Raw genomic sequence first — 11,852 nt, forward strand, 5'->3', positions numbered from 1 at the left:
GAGAAAACGACATGAGCTTCCCCGTCAGCATCAGCCTGCCCTTCGACCATATCGACCACCCGGAAGAATTCATCTCGATGGAGGCGGTCGCGGAGATCTGCCGCACGGCAGAAGCGGCGGGCTTTTCCGCCGGCTGCGTGACCGACCATCCGGTACCCGGTTCGCGCTGGCTGGATAACGGCGGCCACTATGCGCAGGATCCCTTTGTCATGCTGTCGCTGATCGCTGCGGTGACCACGAAGCTGCGGCTGCATACGAACATCCTGGTCCTGCCCTATCGTAACCCCTTCATCACCGCCCGGTCGGTTGCCACGCTCGACGTGTTCTCCGGCGGGCGCGTGATCCTGGGCATGGGCGCGGGCTACCTGAAGGCGGAATACAAGGCGCTGGGGGTCGATTTCGATGCCCGCAACGATCTGATGGACGAATATATCACGGCGATGAAACTGGCCTGGACGGGCGAGGATTTCGCTTTCGCGGGCACCGGCTATTCCGCCCCCGGCAACCGCATGCGCCCTGTGCCGATGCAGAGCCCCCATCCGCCGCTGCTGGTCGGCGGGAACAGCCGCCGCGCCATCCGCCGCGCGGTGGAGCTGGGCGATGCCTGGCACCCCTTCTTCGCGCCCGCCGCAGTAACGGCCACCGCGCGCACCGTCTCGCTTGCCGAGGAAGAGGATATCGACGCCGCGCTGGCCTATCTTCACGCCCATTGCGAAAAGGTGGGCCGCGCCCAGCCGCCGCAGATCATCCTGTCCAGCGTGTTCACCATCAAGCCGGGATACAGCCCGCAGGAAGCCATCGATATCATCTGCGGCTACCGCGAAAAGGGCACGCATGGCGCAGGCGCCAGCATCTTCGTGAACAGCCGTGCCGAGTGGTGCGAACTGGCGCGCGACTTCGGTGAGCGGGTCCTGCCGCGCCTGGGCTGACGATCCGGCACAACGCCCCGTCGATGGGGCATTCGTGATACAACCTGCGACTTGATCCGTTCAACAGTTGAACTATCATCGCGGCAGATAGAACGAATGTCCTGAGAGGAGACGGGGGATGAAAGGGCTTTGGCCGATCCTGCCATCCGCGATGCTGCTTGCTGCGGCACCGGCGCTGGCACAACCGGCGGACCTGCCGATCGCCCCCGCCACGACAGACGTTTTCCCGCCCGGCGTGAAGGTTATCAAGAGCCCCTCGGGCTCCGTCTTCGCCAATGACAAGGGCGTTACGCTCTACGGCATGGACATGCGCGTGCTGTGGCGCGCGGGGTCGGATCCGTCGCAGTTCTGCAAGGGCGAATGCGCCGCCCAGTGGGAGCCGCTGCTCGCTCCGCCGGGGACCAAGCCCAACCTTGCCCTGCCCCGCGGTTTCGGCCGCCCCGCGCCCTTTACCGACTGGATGGTGATGGAAAGCGCCGCCGGTGCGCAATGGGTCTACAAGGGCTGGCACCTGGTATTCGTGCGCAAGGGCGACAAGCCCGGCACCACCACTTACGAAGGTGCGGAAGACCTGACCTGGAACACGTTGAAGTTCGTTCCGCCGGCGCCAAAGATCGTTGCCCCGCAAACGGTATCGACCCGCTGGCGGGACAAGGAATACGTGCTTGCCGACAAGGAAGGCCGGGTGCTGTTCACCGGTTCGTGCAAGAAGACTTGTGCCGACTGGCATCCCCTGCCAGCCCCGGCGGCAGGCCGCGATATCGGCGAATGGTCCGTCTCGCGCACGGGCGACGTGCCGCAGTGGACCTGGCGCGGCAAACCGGTGTTTTTCAGCATGGCAGATGACCCCGCCACCCTTCCCGCATCGGCGCGGGTGCTGAAGCCATGAAGCGCGCAATGGGGAACAGGCAGATGATGAAGCAGCCCTTGATGATCGCCGCCGGCCTTGCCGCGCTTGCTGCCGGATCGATGGCGGGCGGCCCGCGCACGATGACGCAGCCGGCCATTGCCGAAAGCCCGGCGCAGGCCCTGCCCGCTCCGCCGGCCAATGGCGTGATGGGCTTTGTCGTCAGCGATTTCACGCCGCCGGTGATCCAGGGCAAGGATGCCTGCCCCGATGGCCCGGCGCTGAAGCTGCGTGACAGCTACCTCGCCGGGCTCGATCCCGGGGAGCGGGCGCGGCTGACGCTCAAGGAGAACGAGAAGGAACTGACCAGCCGCTGGCAGGCAACTGCTTTCGGGCCCAACGGCACCAACCTCTGTTCGCAGCCCGACATGTTCAAGCGACCCGAGATGCGCACCGTGCAAAGCAAGGTCGCCTGGGGGCTCGACCTTGACGAAGGCGGCGGCGGCGACACCTGCGCGCACGAAGGCTTCACCACGCCGACCGGCGAGACCGGGATCGACAACCAGGAATACCGCGCGCTTGGCTGCAAGCTGGAATGGCGCGGCGTCGATGGCATGACCGGGGACCAGGAAGTGGGCCTCAAGCAGTTCTACAGCTCGGGCGAATGGACGCAGGTGATCCTGCTCAAGGGCGTGGACAGCTTGCAGAACGATCCGCAGGTCGAGGTCATCTATGCCAACACGCCCGACCGGCCGGTGATCGACGGCAAGGGCAACTGGCTGCGCGGCATGACCTTTTCGATCAGCGACACCGCACCGCGCCATCGCAACGTGCTGAAGGGCAAGATCGTCAACGGCGTGCTGACCACCGAACCGGCGACGATCAAGCTCGCGCAGACCTGGGGCCAGGGCGGCACACGCGACATTCGCGGCAACCGCGGCAAGTGGGAATACCACAAGGCCCGCATCCGGCTGGCTTTCCAGCCCGACGGCAGCATGAAGGGCATGCTGGGCGGCTATCGTCCGGTGTTCGATCCGATCCTCAGCCCCTCGCTGGGTGGCGCAGGATCGGCGCTGGTCGCGGGGATCGACTGCGCGGCAGAACTCGCCGCGCTGAAGAAGCTGGCCGATGGCCTGAAGGATCCGAAGACCGGCAAGTGCACCGGCATTTCCGGGGCGCAGCGCATGGCGGCAATCCCCGCCTTCGTGAACGACATTCCGCAAAGGACGGCATCGCGATGAAACTCCGCAAGACGCTTGCCCTCGGCCTCGCCGCCAGCGCCCTTGGCTTCGCCGGCTGGTCGCTTTCGCCACAGGCGACACAGGCGGTCGCCGCATCCTCGCCCGCGGCGGTTTCTACGCCTGCCGGGCAGATCGTCGCCATGCGGCGCATCACCGAGGCGCAGTACCGCAACGCGATTGCCGATATCTTCGGCCCCGACATCACCGTTGCCGGTCGGTTCGAGCCGGTGGTCCGCCCGGTCGGCGAGCTGATCGCCAGCGGATCGAGCGAGGCGGCAATCTCTCCCGCCGGACTCGAACAGTTCGATGCCATGGCGCGGGTGATCGCGGGACAGGTGTTCAACGATGCCCATCGCGGACAGTTCATGGACTGCCAGCCGGCCAGCGCCGAACGCTTCGATGCCGATTGCGCGGGCAAGGTGCTGACGCCGCTGGGCCGCTACCTGTTCCGCCGACCCATGACTGGGGCCGAAACCGCCTTTTACGTGCGGCTGGCCGAACAGGGTGCGGCACCCACAAAGTCCTTCCACAAGGGGCTTGAGCTGTCGCTGGCGGCGATGCTCACCTCGCCCAGCTTCCTCTACATCATCGAGACGGCGGAGCCCGATCCGGCCAATCCCGGCGGCCTGCGGCTCGATAACTACAGCCGGGCCACCCGTCTGGCGATGACGCTGTGGAACACCACCCCCAACGACAACCTGCTGAATGCCGCCGCTGCCGGTGACCTGACCGACCCGGCAAGGCTTGATGCCGTGGTTGCCCGCATGGTCCAGTCACCCCGGCTCGAGGCCGGTACGCGCGCCTTCTTCGCCGACATGCTCAAGTTCGAGAAATTCGACGAGCTGGCGAAGGACCCGATCATCTATCCCTACTTCAACCAGGATGTGCTGAAGGCCCTGCCCGAGCAGATGCTGCGGACGATCACCGATCACCTGCTGACCCGCAATGGCGATTATCGCGAGCTCTTCACCACCCGCCGCACCTTCATGACGCGCGCGCTGGGCGGTGTTTATCAGGTGCCGGTATCCCGTTCCGAAGGCTGGGTGCCCTACGAATTCAGCCCGGATGACGACCGTGCCGGCCTGCTCGGCCAGGCGGGGTTCCTGGCGCTCTATTCGCATTCCGGCCGCTCCTCTCCCACCCTGCGCGGTCGGGCGATCCGCGAGCTGATGATGTGCCAGGAGGTTCCCAACCCGCCGGGCGACGTCAATTTCACCGCCGTGCAGGACACGGCCAACAAGGCCATGCCCACCGCGCGCATCCGGCTTTCGGCGCACAACACCGATCCGGTCTGCGCCGCCTGTCACAAGATTACCGACCCGCCGGGCTTCGCGCTTGAACGCTTCGACGGCATCGGCGCCTTCCGCAAGACCGAGAACGACACCCTCATCGACCATTCCGGTGCGCTGGGGCTTGCCAAGTTCACCGGTGCGGCCGGGCTGGGCCAGGCGATGAACGCCTCGGGCGCGACCACGCAGTGCGTCGCCTCGCGGGCAATGGAATATGCAACCGGCCGCCCGACCCGGGATGCCGCGCTGATCGAGGCGATGGACAAGGCCTTCGCCGCACGCGGCTATGGCATCCGGGCACTGTTCCAGCAGGTGATGACGCGCCCGGAAACCTGGCGCGTCCCCGCTGCCGGGGCGCTCGGCGGCACAACTCACGTCAGCTACAACGGCTTCAAGCGATAAGGCCCGAGGAGAACCACCATGGGATACGATCTCAGCCGCAGAACCGCACTTCGGGGCATGATGGGCGGCGCTGCCGTTACCGTTGGCGTGCCCCTGCTCGACTGCTTCCTCGACGGCAATGGCCAGGCCATGGCCGCGACCGGCAAGCCGGTGCCGATCCGCTTCGGCACCTGGTTCTGGGGCCTTGGCGTGAACCCCAACCGCTGGTTCCCCAGCAAGCAGGGCAAGGGCTATGACCTGAAGCCGGAACTCGCGCCGATCGCGCCCTTGCAGGACAAGATCTCGATCCTGGGCGGGTTCAACGTGCCGCTGGATGGCGCGCCCAACCTGCCCCACGTCAGCGGCGGCGCGGCGGTTCGAACCGGACGCGCGCTGACGGCGGAACGCGGTCTGCCCGGCGAAAGCTTCGACGTGACCATCGGTGACCGCATCAGCACCCGATCGCGCTTTGCCGCGCTGGACCTTTCGGCCACGGGCGATCCGCGCAATTCGCTTTCGGGGCGCGGCGGCGGCAACCTCAACCCGGCGGAAGTCTCGGCCGCAGGGCTCTACCAGCGCATCTTCGGCCTTGGCTTCAAGGATCCGAACAGCGGCAGCTTTACCCCCGATCCGCAGGTAATGGCCCGCCGTTCGGTGCTTTCGGGCGTAACCGAGCAGCGCCAGTCGCTGGAGCGCGCGGTGGGTGCGGCCGACAAGGCGAAGCTTGACCAGTACTTCACATCGCTGCGCCAGCTGGAAAACCAGCTTGAGGTCGAACTGACCAAGCCCGAACCGCTGCAGGCCTGCAAGGTGCCGACCAAGGTGCCGCAGCTGGCGGTGAATGCCGAAATCGAAAACGTGATGAAAAGCCACGAGCTGATGACCGACCTGCTCGTCATGGCGCTTGCCTGCGATCAGACGCGGGTGTTCAACATGATGTTCAACAACGGCGCCAGCTCGCTCACCCGCATCGGCTCTACCATCACGCACCACCAGCTGACGCATGAGGAAGTGCTCGACAACCGGCTGGGCTACCAGCCCGAGGCCACCTACTTCCTCACCAAGATCATGGAAGCCTGGCTCTATTTCGTCACCGCGCTCGACAAGGTGAAGGAAGGCGACAAGACCCTGCTCGACAACACGCTGGTCTTTGCCCACTCGGAAACCGAATTTGCCAAGTTCCACACGATCGACAACCTGCCGATGATGATCGCCGGTTCGGCCGGCGGCAGGCTCAAGTCCGGCGTCTACGTCGATGGTGCCGGATCGCCGATCAGCCGTGTCGGCCTGACGCTCCAGCAGGTCATGGGCGTGCCGCTTGATCGTTGGGGGGCAAAGTCGATGGAAACGAACAAGTCCATCGGGGAGATCCTGGCGTGAAGGTGCTCGGGGTACTCGGGCTTTCGGCGGCGCTGCTTTCGGGCGCGCCCGCCCCGGCGCAGGACGCGGCCAAGGCGCAGGCGGCGCCGGCAGCAACCTCGCTCGCCATGGTCATCCCTGCGCTGAACGTTTCCGACGTGGCGGCATCCAGCCGCTTCTATGTCGACGCCCTGGGTATGAAACTGCTGGCCCAGCGGCATAACGAGACCTTCCTCAGCCTAGGCCCCGATGCGAAGCAGCCGGTGGTCATGCTGATGCGCGATCCGGAACTGAAGCAGAATCCCGTCATCACCCAGGGCACCGGGTTCAACCGGCTGGTCCTGCGCGTTGCGGGCCTGACTGAAATAGTGGCGCGACTGAAAGCGGGCGGCTACAAGGTCAGCGACATTCGCGACGTATCGATGGGGTATCGCATGGCAATGGCCACCGATCCCGATGGATATCGTCTGGAACTTGTGGAAGCTGGGGCAAGACCGGAGAAGAAGTGATGCAAGAAAATCGTCGCCGTTTCCTGCAGTGGGCTGCCCTTGCGCCCGTCGCCGCCATTGCCGCCACGCGGTCTGGCAATGCCCTGGCCAACGGCGCCGGGACAAACGCCTGTTACGATCCCGCCACGCTGCCGATGTCGCAGAAAAGCCTGCGCCGCTCGGTGGAATATGTCAACGTCTCGGCCGACCCGTCAAAGCGCTGCGGCCTTTGCGCGTTCTACCAGGCGAAGGGCGATTGCGGCAGCTGCCAGATCCTCACCTCGGTCGTCAGCCCGGCCGCCTATTGCAGTTCCTACGCACCCAAAGCGGGCTGATGTCGGCAGCGCTGGAGAATCCGCAGCGCGAAGCCATCCTGCGTCGCATCAATTATTCCGTGGGGGATCGCCTGCCTGAAAGCGGGCCCCTCACCTGGGACGATTACGGGTTGCTGGCGCAGGGACTGGCCATGGCCGCGCGGCCGCTGCACCTGGCAACGCGCACCGTGACGGAGCGCTATTCGCTGGGGCCGCGCGGCGCGTGGCTGCTTAACCTGATCAACGCAGGCATCGTTTTCCCGCACGAGCTGGCCGAGGTGTTCGGCATCGGTCGCAGCCTCATTTCGTCGGAGCTTTCGCGCCTTGCCGAAGCGGGCCTGATCGAAAGCCGCCCCGGCGCAACCGATCGCCGTCGGACCGAGCTGGCACTGACCGAGCTGGGCAACCGCGAAATGCTGGCGATCCGCGCCGGGATCGAGAAGAACCTTGCAGAAGCGCTTGCGGATTACAGCGCGGAGGAAATCCGCCTGTGCGCCCGCATGCTCGGCACCCTGCGCGAGAAGGTTTCCATCTGAAGCAGGACAAGCCTGATGCCGCATCCGATCGCCATCGATTTCATCACCGCGCTGGGCCAGGACCCGGTGGAAATGGTGCACCTTTGCGCCGATCTTGGCGTGCAGGCTGTCTCGCTGGCCCTGACGCCGACGGTAAAGGTCTCTGACGATGCACCGGGCTGGTCCATGCGCGAAGACAGCGGGCTGCGCCGGTCGGTTGCCGCCGCACTGGCCGAACGGGAGGTGCGCCTGCTCGTCTGCGAGGGCTTCCTCATCCATCCGCAGATGGACATTGCCAATGCCGCGCACGATCTCGATCTTGTTGCCGAACTTGGTGCCGGCGCGGTCAACTGCGTGTCCATCGAGCATGACGAGGCCCGCGGCCACGCCCAGTTCGCCCTTCTGGCAAGCCTTGCGCACGAACGCGGCATGCGGGCGTTCATCGAATACATGCCCTTCGTGGCGGTGGACACGCTTGCCAAGGCGATCGCCTGCGTGCGGCAGGCGGGACCGGGTGCGGCAATCGTGCTGGACGCCATGCATTTCTTCCGCACCGGCACCGCGATTGCCGATCTGGCCGCGCTCGACCCCGCGCTGATCGGCCATGCCCAGCTGTGCGATGCCCTGGCCGGCCTGCCGCCCGAACAATACATGGATGCCGCCAAGCATGATCGCCTTTCCCCCGGCGAAGGCGACCTTCCGCTCGGCGAATTCCTGGCGGCGCTGCCAGATGGCCTGCCGGTCGGCCTCGAAATCCCGCAGCGCTCGCGGGCGCAGGCGGGTGAGGATCACCGCCGCCGCATCGAAAACCTGATCGCCGCCGCAAGAGGTTTTTCGACAGAGCTGTTGTAAGAAAGGCCAAGCTGCGGTACAATCCCGGACGAGACAGACAAGAGTCCGGGAGAATCCGTGTCATGAACCTTGAAGCCGGCACCTTCGAGCAGGCCCCCGTGCCCGACCTGGGCCTCGAACCGATCCCCGCCAAGGCCTATTACGACCCCGAGTGGTTCGAGCTTGAGCGCAAGGCCGTGTTCCTGCGCAACTGGTTCCCGATTGGCCATGTGTGCGAAGTGCCGGAAAGCGGCAACTTCATTCGCCGCGAGGTGGAATTCGCCCGGGCATCGTTGCTGATCGTACGCGGCAAGGATGGGCAGGTTCGCGCCTTCCACAATGCCTGCACCCATCGCGGCACCCAGCTGACCGACGCCACCTGCGGCAAGCAGTCCAAGTTCTCTTGCCGGTACCATATGTGGACCTTCGGCACCGATGGCGCCCTGCTCTCCGCCCCGGATTTCGAGCGCTTCGGGCTCGACAAGAAGGACTGCGGGCTGAAGTCGGTCGCCTGCGAGGTTCACGCCGGGCTGATCTTCGTCAACTTCGATCCCCAGCCGGCCAAGCCGCTGCGCGAATGGCTGGGCGCGCTGGCCGATGGCATGGAAAAGGTGCCCTGCGCCCATGCCACGAACTTTTCCGAATATGTCTACGAGATCGATGCCAACTGGAAGCTGACCTACGACAACTTCCAGGAGAGCTATCACCTGCGCTTCATCCATAGCGAAACCGGCAAGGCGACCTTCTCTCCCGCCAACCCCTTCGGCTATCCGGCGGCGCAGGAACTCCACGATCCGCATCGCACCCAGACCATCTGGACCAATCCCGACGGTGCCAGCCTGATGACGCCTTCGCAGATGCTGGGCTTCAAGGCAGGCATGAAGGCGGTGATGCGCGGCGACGTTCCTGAAAACCCGGAAAACCGCAAGTATTTTGCGATTTTCCCGAGCTTCTTCATGCTCGGATCGTCGGGCAACAACTTCAGCCACACCGTCTATCCCATCGGGCCGGAGAAGTCGCGCGGGGTGATCCGCATCTACTGGATCAACGAGGACAAGACCCCGGCTGTCCGCTACGGCCGCGAATTCGGCATGGCGCTGACCCGCGATATCCATTCGGAAGACATCTCGGTGATCGAAGCCGGACAGCGCGGCATTTCCAGCGGCGCACTGGAACATATCCACTTCCAGGAACAGGAAGTGCTCTGCCGCCACCTCTACATGATGGTTGACAAGGCGGTGCGCGAATACAAGGCCGAACAGGGACTTGCATAACGCATAAGGGACCTGGGAATGGATCGTCGCCTGTCCGGCATGGGATTGCTGGCCGCCATGGGCCACCGGCTGCCATGACGCTCGATGCAGCGACGATCCTTGCCGAAGCGCAGGACAAGGCGGGATTTGCCGATTGCGAGCCGGCAATCGCGGCGAACCTCGAAGTGCTGTGCCACGCGCTCAACACCGATGCGCAGCTGAGTGCAGAGGGCACGGCGGCGGCGCGGCGGGCGCTGGTTGCCCGGCAGGCAGACCGCATCGGCGGCCTGAAATGGCTGGCCGGGAACCCGGAAATCGCCGACGAACCGATCGAGGCGCTGTTCCTTTGCGGCGTGCCCCGCTCGGGCACGACCTATTTCCAGTACCTGTTCGATCGCGACCGGCGATACCAGCTGGTCCGTACCTGGCAGAGCCTGGTGCCGCTGCCCCCGCCCGCTGTCGATGCGCAGTCGGTGGAAGAGCGCAAGGCCTTTGCCCGCGAAGTCCGCGCCCGCACCCGCCCGGCAGAGCCGGAAAACTTCGATGCCCTGCACCTCTATGACGAGGATGGCTCTGACGAGTGCCACGCCTTCATGGAACAGGGGGTAACGGCCGCCGGGTTTCACAACGTGTTCGACGTGCCCGGCTATTTCGACTGGCTGCTGGACAGTTGCGATCCCCTGCCCGCCTACCGGGTGCACAAGCGCCAGCTGCAATTGCTGCAATGGCGCGGGGACCGGCTGCCCTGGGCGCTGAAATATCCCAACCACCTGCTGTTCATGGACGCGATCTGCGCGGTCCATCCCCATGCCCGCTTCGCCATGACTCACCGCGATCCGTGCCAGGTGCTCGCTTCCATCGCCAAGATGACGCTGACCCTGCGGCGCACCCGCTATGATGGCGTCGATCCCCTGCGTGTCGGCCAACAGATGCTGCACTTCATTGGACGGCATATCCAGCGCATCATGCAGTTCTGCGACGGCCCCGAAGCTCACCGCGTGGTCCATGTCGATTACTATGCCCTTGTCGCCGATCCCGGCACACAGATGGCACAGGTCCACGCCGCTCTGGGCATCGATTCCCCGCCCGATGTGATGGCGGCCATCACCGGCTGGCGGCGTGAAAACCCCAAGAATGCACGCGGCGCGAACGACTATGCCCTCGCCCAGTTCGGCCTGCGGGCCGAAGAAGTGGAAGAGCACTTCGCCCCCTATCGCCAACGATTTTCCATCCCGCGCGAGGCAGAAGCCCTCGCCGCCAACACCTGACACGAGAGAGGACGACCATGGACAGCAAGGCCATCGAAAAGATCATTGCCAAGGAAGAGATCCGCGATCTCGTGCTGCTGTATTCGCGCGCCATCGACCGCAAGGACATCGACCTGCTGCGCGACCTCTATACCGAGGACGCGACAGACGATCATGGCGACAGCTACACCGGCAGCCAGCAGGGATATTGCGACTTCATCGAGAAGTCCTTCCCCTACATGAACTATTCGGGCCACCACGCCTGCAATCACCTGATCGACGTGGACGTGGAAGCCGGCACCGGCTGCGGCGAGGTCTATGCCCTGGCCTATCACACCATTCCCGATGGCCAGGGCGGCCAGATGGAAGACCTGATGGCCGTGCGCTATATCGACAATTACCGCCGCTGTGCCGATGGCAAGTGGCGCTTTGCCAAGCGCGTGGTGACCTATGACCTGAAGATCCGCCGCCCGCTCGCCGGGCCGGCCGTGCCCTTCCCGGACTATGTCAACGATCCCAGCTATGGCGAACTGGCGATGCGCCTGTTCCAGCGCGGCGCGCGCGGCTGAAACATATTGAAGCCATTGCGGGGCCTGCCTATCTCTTCGCGGAAGTCCATCAGGAGATGATCATGCCCCGCCTGCTTGCCCCCGTTGCATTCGCGCTTTCGATCGCCGCTGTTCCTGCTGCCATCCAGGCCGCGCCGGGCGCCGCAGCGAGCGCGCCGATCGTCTCATCAAGCGGCACCGATGTCGGTTATGCCACCGTCTCGGTGAAAAAGGGCAAGGCGGTGCTGTCGATTGCCGTAACCGGTGTTTCGGAAGGTCCGCACGGGCTGCACCTGCACACCACCGGCAAGTGCGGCCGCCCGGCCTTCACCGATGCCGGCGGGCACCTGAACCCCGGCGGCCACCAGCACGGCACGTTGAACCCGGCGGGCAGCCATCTGGGCGACCTGCCCAACCTCGTCGTTTCCGCCAGTGGCGAGGCGCGCGGCGAAGTGGTGCTGAACGGCAAGCCCAAGGATGTGATGGCCGCGCTGTTTGATGCCGATGGCACGGCCATCGTCATCCATGCCGGTCCGGACGATTACAGGACCGATCCCACCGGCAACAGCGGCGGGCGGATCGCCTGCGGGGTCTTCTCGCGCAACTGACC

The 11,852-nt window shown here is 65.1% G+C and carries 13 protein-coding genes; all 13 read left to right on the forward strand.

Translation table 11 applies throughout. From position 1 onward, the window contains the following. Positions 1 to 11 precede the first annotated feature (11 nt). A complete protein-coding gene (locus C0V78_RS04370; protein ID WP_101796603.1) occupies positions 12 to 929 on the forward strand; it encodes a TIGR03619 family F420-dependent LLM class oxidoreductase in 918 nt (305 codons plus the stop codon). Positions 930 to 1,047: 118 nt separating this feature from the next. Then, positions 1,048 to 1,818, forward strand: coding sequence for a hypothetical protein (locus C0V78_RS04375; RefSeq protein WP_101796604.1), 771 nt, complete (start codon positions 1,048 to 1,050; stop codon positions 1,816 to 1,818). Between the two features lie 23 nt (positions 1,819 to 1,841). Beyond that, positions 1,842 to 3,017, forward strand: a complete 1,176-nt coding sequence (locus C0V78_RS04380) for a hypothetical protein (protein ID WP_254049817.1) — start codon at positions 1,842 to 1,844, stop codon at positions 3,015 to 3,017. Beyond that, complete coding sequence (locus C0V78_RS04385) at positions 3,014 to 4,708, forward strand: DUF1588 domain-containing protein (RefSeq protein WP_173843332.1); 1,695 nt, start codon at positions 3,014 to 3,016, stop codon at positions 4,706 to 4,708. Before C0V78_RS04380 ends, C0V78_RS04385 begins: the two co-directional genes overlap by 4 nt. A gap of 18 nt (positions 4,709 to 4,726) precedes the next feature. Then, positions 4,727 to 6,067 carry a DUF1552 domain-containing protein gene (locus C0V78_RS04390; protein WP_101796605.1) on the forward strand — a complete coding sequence of 447 codons (1,341 nt, stop codon included), beginning with the start codon at positions 4,727 to 4,729 and terminating at the stop codon, positions 6,065 to 6,067. Next, entirely contained in the window at positions 6,064 to 6,555 is a 492-nt protein-coding gene (locus C0V78_RS04395; RefSeq protein WP_101796606.1) for a VOC family protein, read from the forward strand. Before C0V78_RS04390 ends, C0V78_RS04395 begins: the two co-directional genes overlap by 4 nt. Further along, positions 6,555 to 6,869, forward strand: a complete 315-nt coding sequence (locus C0V78_RS14840) for a high-potential iron-sulfur protein (protein WP_101796607.1) — start codon at positions 6,555 to 6,557, stop codon at positions 6,867 to 6,869. Before C0V78_RS04395 ends, C0V78_RS14840 begins: the two co-directional genes overlap by 1 nt. Then, positions 6,869 to 7,384: a MarR family winged helix-turn-helix transcriptional regulator gene (locus tag C0V78_RS14845; RefSeq protein ID WP_101796608.1), complete on the forward strand. Its 516-nt coding sequence runs from the start codon at positions 6,869 to 6,871 to the stop codon at positions 7,382 to 7,384. The genes C0V78_RS14840 and C0V78_RS14845 overlap by 1 nt, the downstream gene beginning before the upstream one ends. Before the next feature lie 15 nt (positions 7,385 to 7,399). Beyond that, a complete protein-coding gene (locus tag C0V78_RS04410) occupies positions 7,400 to 8,215 on the forward strand; it encodes a sugar phosphate isomerase/epimerase (protein WP_101796609.1) in 816 nt (271 codons plus the stop codon). 62 nt (positions 8,216 to 8,277) lie between these two features. Next, positions 8,278 to 9,468, forward strand: coding sequence for an aromatic ring-hydroxylating dioxygenase subunit alpha (locus C0V78_RS04415; RefSeq protein WP_101796610.1), 1,191 nt, complete (start codon positions 8,278 to 8,280; stop codon positions 9,466 to 9,468). Positions 9,469 to 9,542: 74 nt separating this feature from the next. Further along, on the forward strand, positions 9,543 to 10,715 hold the full coding sequence (locus tag C0V78_RS04420; protein WP_101796611.1) for a sulfotransferase: 1,173 nt from the start codon (positions 9,543 to 9,545) through the stop codon (positions 10,713 to 10,715). Between the two features lie 17 nt (positions 10,716 to 10,732). Beyond that, on the forward strand, positions 10,733 to 11,263 hold the full coding sequence (locus tag C0V78_RS04425) for a nuclear transport factor 2 family protein (RefSeq protein WP_101796612.1): 531 nt from the start codon (positions 10,733 to 10,735) through the stop codon (positions 11,261 to 11,263). A 62-nt stretch (positions 11,264 to 11,325) separates the two neighbouring features. Further along, complete coding sequence (locus tag C0V78_RS04430; protein ID WP_101798195.1) at positions 11,326 to 11,850, forward strand: superoxide dismutase family protein; 525 nt, start codon at positions 11,326 to 11,328, stop codon at positions 11,848 to 11,850. Positions 11,851 to 11,852 lie beyond the last annotated feature (2 nt).

Source organism: Novosphingobium sp. TH158, from assembly GCF_002855555.1.
Lineage (GTDB): Bacteria > Pseudomonadota > Alphaproteobacteria > Sphingomonadales > Sphingomonadaceae > Novosphingobium.

What these genes read in the sequence shown, in the direction of transcription:
- C0V78_RS04370 (WP_101796603.1), top strand. Translation starts at nt 12, where the DNA reads ATGAGCTTCCCCGTCAGCATCAGCCTGCCCTTCGACCATATCGACCAC.
- C0V78_RS04375 (WP_101796604.1), top strand. Translation starts at nt 1,048, where the DNA reads ATGAAAGGGCTTTGGCCGATCCTGCCATCCGCGATGCTGCTTGCTGCG.
- C0V78_RS04380 (WP_254049817.1), top strand. Translation starts at nt 1,842, where the DNA reads ATGATGAAGCAGCCCTTGATGATCGCCGCCGGCCTTGCCGCGCTTGCT.
- C0V78_RS04385 (WP_173843332.1), top strand. Translation starts at nt 3,014, where the DNA reads ATGAAACTCCGCAAGACGCTTGCCCTCGGCCTCGCCGCCAGCGCCCTT.
- C0V78_RS04390 (WP_101796605.1), top strand. Translation starts at nt 4,727, where the DNA reads ATGGGATACGATCTCAGCCGCAGAACCGCACTTCGGGGCATGATGGGC.
- C0V78_RS14840 (WP_101796607.1), top strand. Translation starts at nt 6,555, where the DNA reads ATGCAAGAAAATCGTCGCCGTTTCCTGCAGTGGGCTGCCCTTGCGCCC.
- C0V78_RS14845 (WP_101796608.1), top strand. Translation starts at nt 6,869, where the DNA reads ATGTCGGCAGCGCTGGAGAATCCGCAGCGCGAAGCCATCCTGCGTCGC.
- C0V78_RS04410 (WP_101796609.1), top strand. Translation starts at nt 7,400, where the DNA reads ATGCCGCATCCGATCGCCATCGATTTCATCACCGCGCTGGGCCAGGAC.
- C0V78_RS04415 (WP_101796610.1), top strand. Translation starts at nt 8,278, where the DNA reads ATGAACCTTGAAGCCGGCACCTTCGAGCAGGCCCCCGTGCCCGACCTG.
- C0V78_RS04420 (WP_101796611.1), top strand. Translation starts at nt 9,543, where the DNA reads ATGACGCTCGATGCAGCGACGATCCTTGCCGAAGCGCAGGACAAGGCG.
- C0V78_RS04425 (WP_101796612.1), top strand. Translation starts at nt 10,733, where the DNA reads ATGGACAGCAAGGCCATCGAAAAGATCATTGCCAAGGAAGAGATCCGC.
- C0V78_RS04430 (WP_101798195.1), top strand. Translation starts at nt 11,326, where the DNA reads ATGCCCCGCCTGCTTGCCCCCGTTGCATTCGCGCTTTCGATCGCCGCT.